The sequence below is a fragment of the Brevibacterium sp. LE-L genome (assembly GCF_050214925.1).
Classification (GTDB): domain Bacteria; phylum Actinomycetota; class Actinomycetes; order Actinomycetales; family Brevibacteriaceae; genus Brevibacterium.
In genome coordinates this window covers 2,299,672-2,315,878 of the sequence record NZ_CP189759.1, presented here as the reverse complement: position 1 = coordinate 2,315,878, position 16,207 = coordinate 2,299,672, and the positions used below count along the sequence as shown (strand labels likewise).

Here is a 16,207-nt window from a genome sequence, read left to right as displayed (position 1 = left end):
TCGTAGACCGCTCAGCGTGGTGGGACTTCTCGATTCCTGACCGGTCTCAGAGCGTTCTTCACCACGATCGTCGGCGATCGGTGCTCACCGGCGGCGACTCCGTTGCGGTACTGGCTCGGTGAGAGCCCGACGAGTTCGCTGAACCGGGTGCTGAAGGTGCCCAAAGAGGAGAACCCGACGGTGAAGCAGATCTCGGTGATCGTCAGATCGCCTCGGCGGATGAGCGCCATGGAACGTTCGATGCGACGGGTCATGAGGTAGGAATACGGCGATTCTCCGAACGCGGCCTTGAACTGCCGACTGAGGTGACCCGCCGACATGTGCACACCTGCGGCGAGGGCTTCGACGCTCAAGGGGCGGTCGAATTCACGGTCGATGAGGTCGCGGACTCGCCGCAGCGCCACAAGCTGCTCGTTCACCCGGTCTCGACTCCCTGCCGCAGCGTGCGCCCGCGGAAGAATTCCGGATGTCGCAGCGACTGGATGATCATGATGACCACGCCGAGAGCCAGCACCCCGATCCCGAGGACGAAGACGAGCCCGATGCCGAACACTGAGGAGCCCGAGCCGTAGTCGGGGTCGAGCGAATCGACCGCGGTGGTGACGAAGATGACGAGCAGGGTCACTCCCCCGATGAGTGGGAACAGGAACCTGAAGAACACGGTGCGCACCGAGGCGAACAGGGTCCGCCGGAAGTACCAGATGCAGGCCAGTCCGGTGATGCCGTAGTAGAAGCAGACCATGAGGCCCAGCGCCGTGATCGTATCCCACAGGGCGTTCTCCGACAGCAGACGCATGACGACGTAGAAGAGGATCGCCGCTCCCGCCGAGGTGACGGTGGCGACCGATGGCGACTTGTACCGGGGCGACACGCGACCGTACTTCTCCGGCAGCGCCCCGTAGTGGCCCATCGCCAGTATCGTGCGTGAGGGCGAGACCATCGTCGCCTGCAGCGAGGACAGGGAACTCGAGAGCACGGCGATCGACACGAGCACCGCGAAGGGTCCCATGACGGGACCGGCGAGAGAGGCGAAGATCGATTCCTGGTTGGCCGGGTTGCCCGCGCCGAGTCCCTCGGTGCCGACCCCCGCGAAGGAGATCACGGCGATGGTGCAGGCGAGGTAGATGATGACGATCGCGATGATCGTGAGCATCGCGGCCCTCCCGGGAGTCTTCTCCGGATCCTTGGCCTCCTCGTTCATCGTGATCACCGTGTCCCAACCCCAGAACAGGAAGATCGACAGGGACACAGCCGCAGCGACGGTCGAGAAGTCACCGGCCGAGAGCGGATTGAACCAGTCGAGCGAGACGGGGGTCGGGTCGAAGGCCGTGCCGCCGGAGACCTGGACAAGCGCGGCAACGACGAACCAGCCGAGCGCCAGCACCTGGAAGGCCACAAGCCACACCTGCAGCTTCTCGGTGGCCTCGACTCCGCGATAGGACACCCACGCCGCGGCGGCGGTGAGCACGATCGTCACCGGAATGTTGATCCACAGCACGCGGGTGAGATCGGCGATCTGCGGATCGGAGAAGATCTGCGACAGCAGCAGGAACAGGAAGTCGACGGCGACCGCTGCGAGATTCGAGAGCACGAGCACGGTCGCCGCGACGAGTCCCCACCCGCCCATCCAGCCCAGCCAGGGGCCGAAAGCGCGTGTTGCCCAGGTGAAGGTCGTTCCCGAATCGGGCATCGCGGTGTTGAGCTCGCGATAGCCGAAGACGACGAGGAGCATCGGCACGAAGCCGATGAGCAGAACGGCCGGGGTGTGGACGCCGACTTCGGAGATCGTCGGGCCCAGCCCGGAGGTCAGCGTATAGGCGGGGGCGATGCACGAGATGCCGATGACGGCACCCCCGATGGCTCCGACCTTTCCGGCAGACAGGCCCTTCGAACTCAGTCCGCTCGAGTCCGTCGACGGTGACGATTGTGAAGTGCTCATCGGTTCAGGAGATCTCGCCGAGGATCCTCTCGGCGGTGGCGGTGCCGATCCTCACCGCCCCATCGACGTGCTGGTAGCCTTCGGCAGCGATGTCGGAGCTGGCGAAGTGCAGCGGCCCGACGGGATCGTTCTGGAACCGTCCCCAGCGGTGCAGCCCGCCGAGGTCGTAGCTCGTGGCATAGGCTCCGCGGGTCCACTCTTCGGCGCCGAAGTCAGAAAGGTAGAACACGCTCGGGCTCAGTGCTTTCGGCCCGAGGAAATCGGCGAGGGATTCGAGGATGCGGGTGCGTCGGGTCTCCTCGTCGAGGGCCCACATCTCATCGGCGTTGACATCGGAGATGAAGCCGACGAGAGTACCCTGTTCCTCCCCGTGGTTCGTGTTGTCGTAGACCTCCTGGACGAGCTGGGAGGCTCCGAATCCGGTACCGCACAGTCCGGCTTCGCGCCAGAACGGAATCTCGTAGGTGGCATGGACCTTGATGACGAGCCCCATAGACTGATGCTGGTGGAAGATCTGCTGCAGCCGAGGCAGCGGCGGGTCGTAGCTGATGCGCGAGTACAGGTTCGGCGGGACGGCGACGATCGCCCGAGCGGCTCGGACGTTGAGCTCGTCGGTGGAGACGCGCACGGAGTTCTGCGACCACTCGATGCTGCGTACCGGTTGGTCGAGGCGCACGGTCTCGGCACCGAGTTCGGCAGCGATCTGCACCGACACTGACTGCATGCCGCCGACGACGCGCCTGTCGAGGATGAAATGGTCATCGACGAGGTTCGAGAACGATCCCGCCGAGGCGGCCATGAGGACCGCTTGCAGTGTGGAGAAGGTCGTGGCCGGCTTCGTGAGCATTCCGCCGGCGATGAACAGTCCGATGTTCTCGCAGGCGAGTTCATCGTCGGACTGCTGCCGCAGCCAATGGTGGAAGGAGATCGAGTCGAGTGCGGCTGCGTCTTCGGCATCCCACGGGGCCTGCGGTCCGATTCGAGCAGCGAGTTCGTCGAGGATGCCGGTGAGGCGTTCCATCTCCGCCTGCGTCGACTCCCCCACCGGGAACATCTCACCGCTGTAGACCGTGCGGGTTCCGTCCGGGGAGATGTAGACGCTGTCGCCCTCCCGGTACCGGGGATAGGTGTCCTTGCCGAGTTCGTCGACGAGGGTGAGCAGAGCGGTCTGGTCCGGTGAGATCCACTGTCCACCGAGTTCGTACATCTGGCCGTCGATGTGCTCGGTCCACGTGCGGCCGCCGACGCGGTCGCGGGCTTCGAGGACGATGACGCTGCGGCCCGCCCTGTGCAGGCGGCGGGCGGCGCTCAGGCCGGAAGGGCCCGCTCCGATGATGACGACGTCACAGGACTCTTCCGACATGGCGATCTCCTCCGAGGGGCTGGGTTGGTCTCAGACTAACCAGCCTGCACCCCGATTCCAAAGCGGGTGAGAGCCGGTGCGGATTCCGCAGGGCCGGCCGAGTGACGGCTGGAACGGGCGAGGACGCGGGACGAGGCACCGAGGCGGACAGAGATCGACGGTCGCAGAGTTTTTCGGTCGCGCATTCGGTCACGGATTCCGCAGAATTCGCGGATTCTGCAGAGACGTCACCGCCGCGGTCCCGGAGACCGGGCCGCGGCGGTGACGAATCTCAGCTGGTGCTGGGCGCCTGGGTCACTGGACTTTGTACTTGCCGTTGATCTGTCCTGCACCGACGCCGCCGACGGCTTCCATCGCGGCCTTCGACAGGTCGAAGCAGCGGTTGCCGTGGTAGGGGCCGCGGTCATTGACGCGCACGGTCACGGACTTGCCGTTGGCCGTGTTCGTGATCTTCACCTTCGAACCGAAGGGCAGGGACTTGTGAGCGGCGGTGAGCTTGTTCGTATCGAAGCTCTCGCCGTTGGCTGTCTGCTTGCCGTCGAAGCCGTCGCCGCCGCCGTAATAGGACATCGGGCAGCTTCCGGACTGGCCGCCCGACTTGCCGGACGTCGACGGCCCGTCGTTCTCGTCCGACTTCTCTCCCCCGGTCGAGGAAGGTGCGGGGCTGGGAGTCTCGACCTTCGTTTCGATCGTGACCTCTGAGGGCTTCTCCTTGGCCTGTTTCTTCGCCTTGGCGAGGGATTCGTCTGTCGCCTGCGTCGGCTCGGCGGCGGAGACGGCAGGGGCTTCGGCGACGACCTGATCATTCGGCGCCGTGTCCTCGGGAACCATGGCCAGGCTCGAAGCCACGACCGCGGCCGTCGCCGCGGTGGGAACGATGAACGCTGACAGCACAGGGCGAGTGCGCACGGCGGCAAGCACGCCTCCGGCGGTGTTCTCGCTGCGTGTCGGCGCATGGCGGCCGGCCTTCTTCTTCGCCGTCAGTGCAGAGAAGAGCGAGCCGCTCGCCTTGGTGCTTGGTGCTGAGTGTCTGCCCACAGTGATGTTCCTCGTCGTCAGAGAATTTCTCGTCAACTCGGAGATATGCAGGGGGAAGTCCTCGTCGCAGCGGTGCACGCGAGGAAAGACTCCAAGTTATCGGATTGTTACCTGAGGGTCAGTCTAATTAAGGAACTGTTACAAATGCAATGTGGCACGCCCGAACGGCGTGCCACACAGGTGAGAGTCTGCCCACCCGAGGAATCACTCGGACTTGCGGGTCACGAACTTGCGAGCTCCTGCGGCCCCCGAAGTCACCCTCTCCTGTGCCTTGTCGAAAGCCTGTTCGACCTTCCCGCTGCGCACTGCATCGTCGATGGCGTGCGACAGTGATCCGAGGGCCTTGTTGACGCCGTTCTCGGTGGCTTCGATGAGGCGTGAGGTCGATGCGGCTTCGCGCACGGTCTTCACTCCGCTGCTCGCCGCGGTGTAGGCACGACCCGCGGCACGGCGGGCCCGTTCGGTCGGTGTCTTCGCGGTGGAGTCGATGACGAAGTCGGGTTCGATGGGTTCGCGGTGTGAGCTCATGTCTCCATCCTTGATGACGCTCGGGCCGAAATCAACACCGGACTAGGATTGGACCATGAATTCTCAGCCCGAGGCCACCGCAGGCCCAGAGATCATCGCGCACCGTGGCGGCCTGTGGCCGGGAATGAGCGAGAACACCCTCGAGGCGTTCACGGCCGCGGCGGACGCGGGAGTGCATTGGATGGAGACCGACGTCCACGCATCGGCCGACGGCGTCCTCTTCGCCGCGCACGACGCCGACCTGACGCGCATCGCCGGTCGCCCTCAGGCCATCCGCGAACTCAACGCGGCCGAGCTCGATGCGATCGAACTCAGCGCCGGCGGCCGTCTCCCCCGCCTCGATGCACTGCTGCAGGCGCTGCCGACCGTCGAATGGAACATCGATGTCAAAGCCGAACACAGCATCGGACCGATGATCCGCTTCGTCCACAATCTCGGTGCCTCAGAACAGATCCGGCTCGCCTCCTTCGACTCCGGCACCCTGCGACGGCTGCGCACCGCCCTGCCCGGAGTGCGCACTTCGACGGGGACGACCGAGACGGCGCTCTTCGCCCTCGGTCGTCTGCCGGGGCTGCCCTCTCGCGGTCTGCTGCCCTCGGCGCCGGAGATCGACGCCCTCCAGGTGCCCGAACGGTTCAGGGGTGTGCCCGTGGTCACCGCGGACTTCGTCGACCGTGCCCATCGTGAGGGCCTGCTCGTCCACGTGTGGACGGTGAATGAGGAGCAAAGGATGCAGGCGCTGTTCGACCTCGGAGTCGACAGCATCGTCACCGATGACGTCGCCACGGGCCTTGACGTGCTCAACCGTCAGCGGCCCCGGAGGCACAGGGGCATGGGGGAATAGACGGACACGGTAGACTGTTACATTGCGTCCAAGGTGAGCACTCGAGTCGGAAGGTCTTAGATATGAGCGAACGCAGTCTCCGCGGAACCCAGTTGGGCTCGCGCAGCCTCGAAACCGAAGAAGGCGTCGAGCCGGCACCGCGTCAGATGGTCGAGTTCGAATGCGAGGACGGAACCCGTTTCAAGGTGCCCTTCTCGATCGAAGCCGAAGTCCCGTCGACATGGGACTCGGGAATCCACGGCATCGGCGTGCGGGTCGGAGTCAATGAGCCCGACGGTGAGCCGGTCAAGCACGTGCGCTCCCACTGGGACATGCTGCTCGAGCGTCGGTCCTTCGACGAACTCCAGCTGCTCCTCGACGAGCGTCTGGCGATCCGTCGCGGAGAGGTTCCGGCGCAGAGCTGAGCCCTCTCTGCGGAGGCAGAACTCGCAGAACAGACACCTGAAGGGGGTGCAGGCCGCGGCCTGCACCCCCTTCAGGTGTCTCGCCTCACTCCGCGCGAGGGAGCGATGTGCTCAGGCCGGCTCGGCGCGTTGTGACCTGTCGCCGCCCAGCAGCCGGCGCAGCTGCCGGCGGCGACGATCCAGGCCCCATCCGGCGACCTTCGTGAAGGCCTCGGAGATGATCGAGCCGCTCATCTTCGACTCACCGAGCTCGCGTTCGACGAAGACGATGGGAACTTCGGCGACCCGGAAGCCGGCTTCGACGGTGCGATAGGTCATGTCGATCTGGAAGCAGTATCCCTGTGATTGCACGCCCGAGAGATCGAGCGCTTCGAGCACTTCGCGAGTGTAGGCGCGGAAGCCTGCGGTCGCATCCTTCACGCCCAGTCCGATGACGGCATTGACGTAGACGTTGGCTCCACGGGAGAGGAAGTATCGCGACTTCGGCCAGTCGACGATCGCGCCTCCTGGCACCCACCGGGATCCGATGACGAGATCGGCCGCTCCCGAACGCGCGACGGAGAGCAGCTGTTCGAGGTCGAGAGGACGGTGCGAGCCGTCGGCGTCGAATTCGCAGATGATGTCGTAATCGCGCTCCAGAGCCCATTCGAATCCGGCGATATAGGCCATGCCGAGCCCGGCCTTCTCGCTGCGGTGCAGGACATTGATGCGCGGGTCCGACTCTGCCTGCTCTGCGGCCCACTCCCCCGTGCCGTCGGGTGAACCGTCATCGACGATGAGGACATCGATCTGAGGCTGCTGTTCGAACAGTCCGGAGAGAGTCACCGGCAGGGCGAGACGTTCGTTGAAGGTCGGAATGACGACGAGAATCTTAGAAGGCACGGACTCCACGATACGCGTTCGGCATCGGCGACAATGAGTCGACACCCCCGCCTTCGGACCACGCCGCTGCTGCGGCGAGTTATCTAATGACGGGAGTGCCGACTCCATCCCGCATGCGGCGGAATGTTCATCACGAATCTAGTTGTCGGCGCTGACTTTGCAAAATCGATCTGACCAGGGCCGATGACCAAAACCCCAGGTCAAAGGCGTGAAGCAGGGTGAAAAAAGTCTGGATTCCTCGGCGTGTCGACTCGACACGCCGACCCCGACGCCGGTTCAGAGGGCGACTCGTGTGGGCAGAGCCACGTCCGCGGCCAGCTCCGGCAGACCCGGAGTTCCCGACCGCGGGTCGGTGCTCCAGGCCGCGACACGCGGGTCGGCGACCTGCACGACGAGACGCTCGACCTGCCACCGCACGATATCGGCATCGGCTCCCGGGGCGAGCACGCCCCCTTCGGGGTTGCCAGCGGCCCGATGAGCGAATCGGGTGGCGGCGTTGAACGCGGCGCGGGCGCCGATGCCGTTGTCGCCGACGACGGCATCGCGCACACCGGCCCATGGGGAGGTCTGCGAATGGCAGAACGAGATCTGCGCACCGGCGGCGAGCAGCTGGGCGAGGGGCTGCTCCCGTACGGGATCGACGGTGATGGCGACTCCACTGCGTCCCAGGGCTTCGACCTGCGCCTCGGACACGGAGAAGTCGAGCCGCAGGCGGTACCCGTACCGCTGTGCGTGTGCCGGGTCGGCCCGCAGCGCCGCGAGCACCTCGCCGAGGCGGTCGTTCGAGTCGATGAGGATGTAGAGGCTGAGCTCCGGCAGGCCCTCCAGGGTGAGGAGCCGTTCGGCGTCGATCGAGGCCCGACCGGCGTCGGCCGCGGTCTCGGTGCCGTCTCCGGTCAGCGTCGGGTAGGCCACGACCGACAGGCCGTCCGGTGCACCGGCGGCGAAGCCGGCGGTCGCCTCGGCGCTGCCGATGGCATGCACATGCGTGAATCCCTGGGTATAGAGCTGTTCGGCGCTCGGCGCCGCCTCGTCGAGGATGAGCCCGGCATGGACGAACCCGGGTGTGAGGAAATCCTCGTTGAGGTCGATCGCCTCGGGGTCCAGAGCCTTGGCCGCCTCATCGGAGCCGATGAACGAGACCTTGCCGTCGGCGCATCCCAGCGCCGTGGCGAACGGGTCGATACTGCTGTAGACATCTCCACCAAAGTACATAGTCACAGCCGACAGGCTACACCGTCGGGGCTGGCGGCTACACCTGTGTCAGGAGCGTCGGGTATCGTCATCGATTGTGAAGCCATTGGTTCTGCTCGATACGCCTGCACTGTACTACCGCGCCTTCTATTCGGTGCCGGACTCGATCGTCAATGACGACGGTCAGCCGGTCAACGCCGTTCGCGGGGTGCTCGACACCGTCGCACAGATGATCCGCCGCTTCGGCTCCGCCCGTGTGGTGGCGACGATGGACGCGGATTGGCGCCCGGCCTTCCGCACCGCGATCATGCCCGAGTACAAGGCGGCGCGGGTCAAGGACGAAGCGGCCGGTACGGAGATTCCGGCGGAACTGGCCGGGCAGCTGCCGATCATGACACGCGTGCTCACGGCTGCCGGAATCCCCATCGCCGAGGTGGACGGGACCGAAGCCGATGATGTCATTGCGACGATGGCGGCCCAGTCGACGACCCCCGTCGTCATCGTCTCTCCCGACCGGGATCTGCTCGCACTGCTCGATGCCGAGACCGAGGTGAGCGTCCTGCGTCCGCGCAAGGGCGGGGAATGGGAAGCCCTCACCCAGGCCGATCTGCCGCATGCCTACGGCGTGCCCGACGGGACTCGCTATCGAGAGCTCGCGGCTCTGCGCGGGGATCCCTCGGACGGGCTGCCCGGCGCCCCGGGCATCGGGGAGAAGACCGCGGCCACGCTGCTGGACAACTTCGGCTCGCTCGACTCGATCGTCAGAGCCGCGAAGGCCGGGGTGAAGACCGGGGGCCTGAGCCCGAAGCGGGCCGCGACCATCATCGAGGTCGAGGACAGTCTGTATAAGACGCTCGAGGTCATGCGCTGCCTCACCGACGTCGATCACGGCCTCGACCTGTCCGCGGTGCCGAATCGCTTCGATCGGGCCGGAGTCCTCGCCGCAGCGACAGGACAGAACATCCGCCGTTCCGTGGACAACCTCGTCGCCGCGCTCGAATCCGTCGCCGGCGCCTCCACTGCAGGTGAGGGCGGCACTCCCCCGGTGCCCCTGGCTGTGACTCCCCCGGTCCCCCAGGCTGCGACCGCCCCGGCGCCTGCTCGTGCGACCGGATCGTGGCTGGACTGCCGGCTCGTCGGCTTCGACCTCGAAACGACCGGTGTCGACCCGGCCACGGCCCGCATCGTCACCGCCGCATTCGTCGACTCGGCGACGCAGACGCGCACCTGGTTGGCCGACCCCGGCATGGAGATCCCCGAATCGGCACGCGCCGTCCACGGCATCACCACCGAATACGCCCAGGCCAACGGTGCGCCCGCAGCCCAAGTCGTGACGGAACTGTGCGAGCAGTTCGCTGCCCTCAAGGACGAAGGTGCGGTGGTCGTCGGCCACAACGTCGTCTACGACCTCAGCGTGATGGCCGCCGAGGTGGCCCGGCATCGCCCGGACATCGACTTCGCCGGGATCATCCCGACGATCGTCGACACCTTCGTCGTCGACAAGTACATCGACCCCTACCGCAAGGGCAAACGGACGCTGATCGACACCGCGAGAACCTATCGTGTTCGACTCCTCGACGCGCACGATGCGGCCGCCGACGCGCTGGCAGCACTGGACATTTCCCGAGCATTGGCCGAAAAGTCCACGGAAATCGCGAGGCTGAGCAGCAACGCGATCATGAGCGCACAGGCCGAGTGGAAGCGCTCACAGGCCGCAGGACTCCAGGCCTGGCTGCGGAAGAAGGGCAACGCCGAAGCCGTCGTCGACGGTTCGTGGCCGATGTCCTGAACGTTAGACTCGACACCGACGCATTTTTCGACGAAGGACGACCATGGGATTCTTTGCACGCCTGCTCAACCGACCCGGCGCTCAAGCCGAGAAGGCAACGGGCTGGTTCGAACGAGCAGCCGACGAACTCGCCGCGGCCGGACGCGAAATCTCCCAGCTCAGCGATGCAGAGCTCACCGAGGCCGCCGGCGAGGTCTTCGCTTCGGGAACTCAGCAGCAGACGCTGACCCGCTACTGTGCCCTCGCCCGGGAAGCCGGTGAACGTGCCCTGGACGAAACCGCCTATGACACGCAGCTGCGCGGCCTCATCGGCCTCCTGCAGGGCAGCATCGTGCAGATGGCCACGGGCGAAGGCAAGACCCTCGTCGGCGCCTTGGCCGCTGCCGGCTACGCCCTGCAGGGACGCCGGGTCCACGTCGTCAGCGTCAACGACTACTTGGCCGTGCGCGACCGGAAGTGGATGAAGCCGCTCTTCGATCTCCTCGGTGTGCGTTCGGCGGCGATCTCCGGGTCGCAGAGCGAAGACGAACGGCGTGAAGCCTACCGGGCAGAGGTCGTCTACGCTTCGGTGACCGAAGTCGGCTTCGACGTCCTCCGTGACCGCTTCCTCACCGATGACGCGGATCTGCGCGTCCCCGAACGCGACGTCGTCATCGTCGATGAAGCCGATTCCGTACTCATCGATGAGGCCCGAGTTCCCCTCGTCCTGGCCGGATCGGCCAGCGTCGAGGACGCCGATACGGCGATCGCGGCTCTCGTGGCCAAGCTCAGCCCCGACACCGATTTCGAGATCAGCCCGGACCGTCACGCGGTCTCACTGACCGATGCCGGAGTCGACCGGGTCGAAGAGGAACTCGATGTCGAACTCTTCGGCGAGGACTCCGAGACTCTGGCCGCCGTCAACCTCGCCCTCCACGCCCGTTCCCTGGTCAAACGCGATGTCGACTATCTCGTCGTCGATGGCCGGATCAAACTCATCTCCTCCTCCCGCGGGCGAGTGGCCGAGCTGCAGCGGTGGCCCGACGGACTCCAGGCCGCCGTCGAGGCCAAGGAGAGTCTCGGCACCACCGACAGCGGCGAGATCCTCGACCAGATGACCGTCGAAGAGCTCATCCACGGCTATGAGACGGTGTGCGGGATGACCGGCACGGCCCTGGCCGTCGGCGACGATCTGCGCGAATTCTACGGGCTGGAGATCGTGCCCATCGATACGCACCTGCCGGTCATCCGCATCGACGAACCCGACCGTCTCTTCACCTATCAGGAGTCGAAGGAACGCGCGATCGTCGAGGAGGTTGCGGACAGTCATGCCCGCAACCGTCCCGTGCTCATCGGTACCTCCTCGGTGGCCGAAAGCGAATCCTTGGCCCAGCGTCTCAGCGAACGTGGAATCGACGCCGCGGTGCTCAATGCGAAGGACGACACCCATGAGGCCGAGATCATCGCCGGAGCCGGTGCCCCCGGCGCGGTGACGGTGTCCACGCAGATGGCCGGCCGCGGCACCGACATCCGCCTCGCCGATGACGAGGTCGCCGAGGCCGGTGGCCTGCTCGTCATCGGTGCCGGCCGCTATCCGTCATCCCGACTCGATGATCAGCTGCGCGGTCGTGCCGGTCGGCAGGGTGATCCGGGCACCTCGGTCTTCTTCACCAGTCTCGAGGACGAACTGCTCACCCGCGTGCCGGAGATCCAGCGTTTCGTCACCGAGGGCGACGAGACCGGACTCATCGACTCCAAACGCGCCCTCGCCCTCGTCGAACACGCCCAGCGCATCGCCGAGGGCCAGAACACGGCTCTCCACCGCGACACGTGGCGGTTCAACGAGCTCATGGCCAAGCAGCGGGAGCTCGTCCTCGAACGCCGCGTGCAGATCCGCAAGGAGGACGAACCGGTCGAGCAGCTGCGCCGCGAACTCGGCGACCGAGCCGAGGACATCGTCACGGAGCATTCGGAGGCACTTCTCGTCCAGGTGCTGCGCGATGTCATGCTCTTCCACCTCGACGCTCGTTGGGTCGACCATCTCGCGTTTCTCAACGACCTGCGCGAGGGCATCCATCTGCGCACCTTCGCCCGCGAGAAGCCGCATGAGGCGTTCAATGCGGAGTCGATCCGCATCTTCTCCTCGTTCTGGTCCGATGTCATCGAGGACTCGAAGGCCACTGTCGAGAAGGCCGAGATGACCGCTGAGGGCATCGATCTCGAATCGCACGGACTCAAACGTCCCTCCTCGACGTGGACCTACCTGACCACGGAGAACGCCTTCGGTTCGGACATCGAGAACATCGTCAAGAAGGTTCGCCGCTGAGACGACGTCCGCGTCCGGCCCGTGAGCTGCCGGAGGCGGCTCGGGTCAGGAGTCGGCGACGACGCCTCGGCGGATGGCATTGACCGTCCGCCGGATCCTCACCGCGGTGTCATCGTCGATGACTTCGGCGACCTGACCGAGCAGATCGAGGCTCTGCTTCGCCCAGCGGACGAAGTCACCGGCGGCGATATCGCTGCCCCGCAGCGACTCCGAGAGGGTCTTGCCCTCCGTCCACCGATACATCGGCTTGATGAGCCCGCGGTCCGGTTCCTCGGTCGTGTCGAGAGCGTGCTGTTCCTCGAGGTGGAAGAGCCGGCGCCAGGTCGTCTCCGCCTCATCGCAGACGACCTTGAGATCAGCGCTCGGCGCCCGATGCGCGTGCAGGGTGTCCCGGCGCGACTGGAAGACGAAGATCGATGCGAAGGCCGCGAGTTCGGGCTCATTGAGCTTCTCCCACAGACCGGCACGGATCGTCAGTGCCACCAGCAGATCCCGTTCACCGTAGATGCGGCGCAGCATCATTGACTCGGCGGGATCGAAGCCGAGGCCGCGCAGCACGTCCTGAACACGTTCGAACACCAGCGCGATCGACGTGGTGCGCCCCTCGATGCGAGCGATGAGGGAATCGTTCTCCCGGATGAGCTTGTCGGCGCGATTGGCCCATCGGGCATGCACCTCCCGATCCGGGCAGTCGTGACACGGATGGGCCCGCATCTGCGCCTGCAGCTCGGCCACGGTGGTGTTCTCACCCTCGCGGTCCCGCTTCGACTCCCAGTGTGCATCCGGGTCGACGCGACCATCGGCGACGGCGGATTCGAGGATCGACAGCAGCTGTCTGCGGTCGCCGGCCTGCCGATGGTTGAACTTCTTCGGCACCCGAATACGTCCTTGAGAGGCCACCGGTGCGGTGACCTCATGCGGGCGCAGGTGCCACACCTTGCCCTGCTCGGTGAGCACGGTCGGCAGCCGGGAGACTCCGTCGCGACTGCTCATCGGGGCGATGATCACGGCCCGACCGCCGACCCGCTTGGCCGGCATCGTCACCACATCACCGATCTTGAGGGCAGTGAGGGATTCGACGATATCGCGCTGCCTGTTCCGCGATTTCGTCCGGGTCTCCTGCTTCTGGGTGTCCGAGATCGCCCGGCGCAGACCCGCGTATTCGGAGAAGTCACCGAGATCGCAGTGCATGGACTTCTCGTAGGCTGCGATCGTCGTTTCGTTCTTGCGGACCTTCCGCGCCAGACCGACGACGGCCTTATCGGCCTGGAACTGCGCGAACGAGGTCTCGAGCACCTTCGCAGCCTCCGCCGAGCTCATCCGTGAGAGCAGATTCGCGGTCATATTGTAGGTCGGTCCGAACGCCGAGTTCAGTGCATATGACCGGTTCGACGCGAGTGCGGCGAGCTCGCTGACCTCGATGGTCGGATGCCAGACGACGACGGAATGCCCGATGCGGTCGATGCCGCGACGTCCGGCGCGACCGGTCAGCTGCGTGTACTCCCCCGGAGTGATCATGACATGGGCTTCGCCGTTGAACTTCACGAGCTTCTCGAGCACCACCGTGCGCGCCGGCATGTTGATGCCCAGGGCGAGGGTCTCCGTGGCGAAGACGACCTTGATGATCCCCTGTGAGAACAGTTCCTCGACGAGCTGTTTGAACTGCGGGATCATGCCCGCATGATGGGCGGCCACGCCGAGCAGCAGTCCTTCGCGGAAGGTGTGGTAGCCGAGGATGCCCAGGTCTTCGTCGGCCAGCTCTTCGCGCAGGGATTCGAGCGCGGCGTTGACGATCGTCTTCTCATCCCGCGAGTTCAGGTCGACCCCGGTGCTCAGATACTGTTCGACGGCTTCGTCGCAGCCGTTGCGGGAGAAGATGAACATGATCGCCGGCAGCATGGCCGCCTCGGCGAGGGACGCGACGACCTGGGTGCGGCTGGGACGGCGGAACCGGGCGCGGGTGGCGCGTGCACGCTTCGAACGCGGTCCTCCGTGGGTGCGGGTGGCGTGATTGAGTGCGGGGTCGATCCGGTCCGAGTCGGCGTGGGTGAACAGGTCAAACATGCGGTGGCCGACGAGGACGTGGTTGACCAGAGGCACCGGGCGGTGGCTGGTCGACACGATCGTCGTGGGTCCCCTGACCTCACGCAGCCACGCTCCGAACTCCTCCACATTCGACACCGTCGCCGACAGCGACACCATCTGCACGCGGTCAGGCAGATGGATGATGACCTCTTCCCACACCGGTCCGCGGAACCTGTCGGCGAGGTAGTGGACTTCGTCGAGGACGACGAACCCGAGGTCGGACAGGCCCGCCACATCGTTGTAGAGCATGTTGCGCAGCACTTCGGTGGTCATCACGATGATCGGCGCGTCCCGACGGATGGTCGTGTCCCCCGTGAGCAGGCCCACGTTCTCCGGACCGTGGACGGCAGAGAGGTCGTTGAACTTCTGGTTGCTCAGCGCTTTGATCGGCGTCGTGTAGAAGATGCGTTTGCCCTGGCCGCGGGCGAGCTCGACGGCGAATTCGGCGATGAGCGTCTTCCCGGCTCCTGTCGGAGCGGTGACGAGGACGTCCTCACCTTCCTGCAGGTGGCTGCACGCTTCGATCTGGAAGTCGTCGAGTTCGAATTCGGTGCGCGACATGAACTGCCCCAGAGGGGTGCGCGCGAATTCGGAGCGAGCTCGGAATTCAGCGTAGGCGGCGGAGGGACTCAGCGTCTCTTCCGCGGCGGTCGGATCCGAGGGGTGAGTGGAATCAGTCATTCTTCTCTTCGTCAGTGAGTTCGTCCTCGTCGACCCACAGGCCCTGTTCGATGAGGCGCTTCTTGCGTCGGCGGTCGTTGAAGACACAGATCGCCCACGCCACGCAGAACAGCGTCATCATGGGGATGACGAGGAAGAACATGGACATGGCATCGGGGGTCGGGGTGGCGATCGCGGCGAACAGGAAGACGAGCATGACGATGATGCGCCAGGACTTCTTGATCCGGTCCGCCGAGAGGATTCCCAGCATGTTCAGTCCCACCATGAGCACGGGCAGGACGAAGGCGAGACCGAAGACGACGATGATGATCATCACGAAGCTCAGATAGTCCTGAGCCGGGATGATGTTCGTCCCGCCTTCGGGTGTGAACGAGGTCAGTGCCTTGACGGCGTTGGGCAGGGCGAAGAACGCCATCGTCGACCCGGCCAGGAACAGTGGAATCGCGGCGCCGAGGAAGCCCAACGAATAGAACTTCTCCTTGCGCTTGAGCCCGGGCACGATGAACGCCCAGATCTCGTAGAGCCAGATGGGGCAGGAGATGAAGAGACCGATGAAGAACGAGAGTTTGATCTTCAGATCGAAGGGGGACGCGACTCCGGCGAAATTGATCTCTGCCATCCGGCCCCCGTTGTCGCGGATGGTCCGTATCGGCTCCTGCAGGATGTCGAGCACAGGGTCGTAGAGGAACCAGCCGCCGACCGCACCCAGGACGATGGCGGCGGCTGCGATGATGACGCGGTTGCGCAACTCGACGAGGTGCCCGACGACGGGCATCTTCTTCTCAGGGTTCTTCTTCTGTGCTCGCGAGGCTTTCCGCTGACTGTTCTCTTTCACTTCTCGTGAGACTGCGGGTCCTGCTTCTCTCGACTCGACTCGTCGGAGCCGGTGGCCCCACCGGTGGCCTTGTCCGAGTCGGTCGAGGAGTTCTGGTTCAGGGCTCCCGGTTCGGTGGACTTCGTCGCCGAAGCGTCCTCATCGTCGCGCAGGTCCTTGACCTCGGACTTGAAGATCTTCATCGACTGTCCCAGGCTTCGAGCCAGCTGCGGCAGTTTGGGCGCGCCGAAGATGATCACGATGATGAGGATCACGATCGCGATCTGCACGAAACTTGGTTTCATTGGGAGCTCCTTGGTTTGTTGATGCTGTGACGATTC

General features: G+C 65.3%; 14 protein-coding genes. 4 read left to right on the top strand and 10 right to left on the bottom strand.

Features of this window, described 5'->3' with window-relative positions:
• Positions 1–11: 11 nt before the first annotated feature.
• The 5 genes from ACQE2J_RS10320 to ACQE2J_RS10300 form a co-directional block, all read right to left on the bottom strand.
• Positions 12–419 (bottom strand): helix-turn-helix transcriptional regulator, encoded by a 408-nt coding sequence (locus tag ACQE2J_RS10320; RefSeq protein ID WP_426936280.1) that lies wholly within the window; start codon positions 417–419, stop codon positions 12–14.
• Positions 416–1,939, bottom strand: coding sequence for an APC family permease (locus ACQE2J_RS10315; protein WP_426936279.1), 1,524 nt, complete (start codon positions 1,937–1,939; stop codon positions 416–418). Before ACQE2J_RS10315 ends, ACQE2J_RS10320 begins: the two co-directional genes overlap by 4 nt.
• Before the next feature lie 4 nt (positions 1,940–1,943).
• Positions 1,944–3,302, bottom strand: a complete 1,359-nt coding sequence (locus ACQE2J_RS10310) for a flavin monoamine oxidase family protein (protein WP_426936278.1) — start codon at positions 3,300–3,302, stop codon at positions 1,944–1,946.
• A 294-nt stretch (positions 3,303–3,596) separates the two neighbouring features.
• Positions 3,597–4,340 (bottom strand): septal ring lytic transglycosylase RlpA family protein, encoded by a 744-nt coding sequence (locus ACQE2J_RS10305; RefSeq protein ID WP_426936277.1) that lies wholly within the window; start codon positions 4,338–4,340, stop codon positions 3,597–3,599.
• A 204-nt stretch (positions 4,341–4,544) separates the two neighbouring features.
• On the bottom strand, positions 4,545–4,868 hold the full coding sequence (locus ACQE2J_RS10300; RefSeq protein ID WP_426936276.1) for a hypothetical protein: 324 nt from the start codon (positions 4,866–4,868) through the stop codon (positions 4,545–4,547).
• A 55-nt stretch (positions 4,869–4,923) separates the two neighbouring features.
• On the opposite strand from ACQE2J_RS10300, the gene ACQE2J_RS10295 reads away from it, so the two are divergent.
• Both ACQE2J_RS10295 and ACQE2J_RS10290 read left to right on the top strand, forming a co-directional pair.
• On the top strand, positions 4,924–5,712 hold the full coding sequence (locus ACQE2J_RS10295) for a glycerophosphodiester phosphodiesterase family protein (protein WP_426936275.1): 789 nt from the start codon (positions 4,924–4,926) through the stop codon (positions 5,710–5,712).
• Positions 5,713–5,774: 62 nt separating this feature from the next.
• Entirely contained in the window at positions 5,775–6,116 is a 342-nt protein-coding gene (locus tag ACQE2J_RS10290; RefSeq protein ID WP_135540857.1) for an RNA polymerase-binding protein RbpA, read from the top strand.
• Between the two features lie 111 nt (positions 6,117–6,227).
• Here ACQE2J_RS10290 and ACQE2J_RS10285 read toward each other — a convergent pair whose 3' ends face one another.
• Positions 6,228–6,998 (bottom strand): polyprenol monophosphomannose synthase, encoded by a 771-nt coding sequence (locus ACQE2J_RS10285; RefSeq protein ID WP_426936274.1) that lies wholly within the window; start codon positions 6,996–6,998, stop codon positions 6,228–6,230.
• A 276-nt stretch (positions 6,999–7,274) separates the two neighbouring features.
• The gene (locus tag ACQE2J_RS10280) at positions 7,275–8,213 is read right to left on the bottom strand and encodes a metal-dependent hydrolase (RefSeq protein ID WP_426937506.1); all 939 of its coding nucleotides are present in this window, start codon (positions 8,211–8,213) and stop codon (positions 7,275–7,277) included.
• 76 nt (positions 8,214–8,289) lie between these two features.
• On the opposite strand from ACQE2J_RS10280, the gene ACQE2J_RS10275 reads away from it, so the two are divergent.
• Positions 8,290–9,981, top strand: a complete 1,692-nt coding sequence (locus ACQE2J_RS10275; RefSeq protein WP_426936273.1) for a 5'-3' exonuclease H3TH domain-containing protein — start codon at positions 8,290–8,292, stop codon at positions 9,979–9,981.
• 43 nt (positions 9,982–10,024) lie between these two features.
• Positions 10,025–12,286 (top strand): accessory Sec system translocase SecA2, encoded by a 2,262-nt coding sequence (gene secA2 / locus ACQE2J_RS10270; RefSeq protein WP_426936272.1) that lies wholly within the window; start codon positions 10,025–10,027, stop codon positions 12,284–12,286.
• A 45-nt stretch (positions 12,287–12,331) separates the two neighbouring features.
• Here the strand turns inward: secA2 and ACQE2J_RS10265 are convergent, their stop codons facing one another.
• The 3 genes from ACQE2J_RS10265 to tatA are packed head-to-tail and all read right to left on the bottom strand — an operon-like array spanning position 12,332 to position 16,171.
• Complete coding sequence (locus ACQE2J_RS10265; protein WP_425119412.1) at positions 12,332–15,052, bottom strand: DEAD/DEAH box helicase; 2,721 nt, start codon at positions 15,050–15,052, stop codon at positions 12,332–12,334.
• Complete coding sequence (gene tatC, locus ACQE2J_RS10260) at positions 15,045–15,887, bottom strand: twin-arginine translocase subunit TatC (protein WP_346763090.1); 843 nt, start codon at positions 15,885–15,887, stop codon at positions 15,045–15,047. Before tatC ends, ACQE2J_RS10265 begins: the two co-directional genes overlap by 8 nt.
• A complete protein-coding gene (gene tatA, locus ACQE2J_RS10255) occupies positions 15,884–16,171 on the bottom strand; it encodes a Sec-independent protein translocase subunit TatA (RefSeq protein ID WP_135540864.1) in 288 nt (95 codons plus the stop codon). The genes tatC and tatA overlap by 4 nt, the downstream gene beginning before the upstream one ends.
• Positions 16,172–16,207: the final 36 nt, after the last annotated feature.

Excerpts from the sequence above, each read along its gene's own strand:
- tatA (WP_135540864.1), bottom strand. The coding sequence starts at position 16,171 with ATGAAACCAAGTTTCGTGCAGATCGCGATCGTGATCCTCATCATCGTG.
- ACQE2J_RS10300 (WP_426936276.1), bottom strand. The coding sequence starts at position 4,868 with ATGAGCTCACACCGCGAACCCATCGAACCCGACTTCGTCATCGACTCC.
- secA2 (WP_426936272.1), top strand. The coding sequence starts at position 10,025 with ATGGGATTCTTTGCACGCCTGCTCAACCGACCCGGCGCTCAAGCCGAG.
- ACQE2J_RS10310 (WP_426936278.1), bottom strand. The coding sequence starts at position 3,302 with ATGTCGGAAGAGTCCTGTGACGTCGTCATCATCGGAGCGGGCCCTTCC.
- ACQE2J_RS10265 (WP_425119412.1), bottom strand. The coding sequence starts at position 15,052 with ATGACTGATTCCACTCACCCCTCGGATCCGACCGCCGCGGAAGAGACG.
- ACQE2J_RS10280 (WP_426937506.1), bottom strand. The coding sequence starts at position 8,213 with ATGTACTTTGGTGGAGATGTCTACAGCAGTATCGACCCGTTCGCCACG.
- ACQE2J_RS10295 (WP_426936275.1), top strand. The coding sequence starts at position 4,924 with ATGAATTCTCAGCCCGAGGCCACCGCAGGCCCAGAGATCATCGCGCAC.
- ACQE2J_RS10315 (WP_426936279.1), bottom strand. The coding sequence starts at position 1,939 with ATGAGCACTTCACAATCGTCACCGTCGACGGACTCGAGCGGACTGAGT.
- ACQE2J_RS10290 (WP_135540857.1), top strand. The coding sequence starts at position 5,775 with ATGAGCGAACGCAGTCTCCGCGGAACCCAGTTGGGCTCGCGCAGCCTC.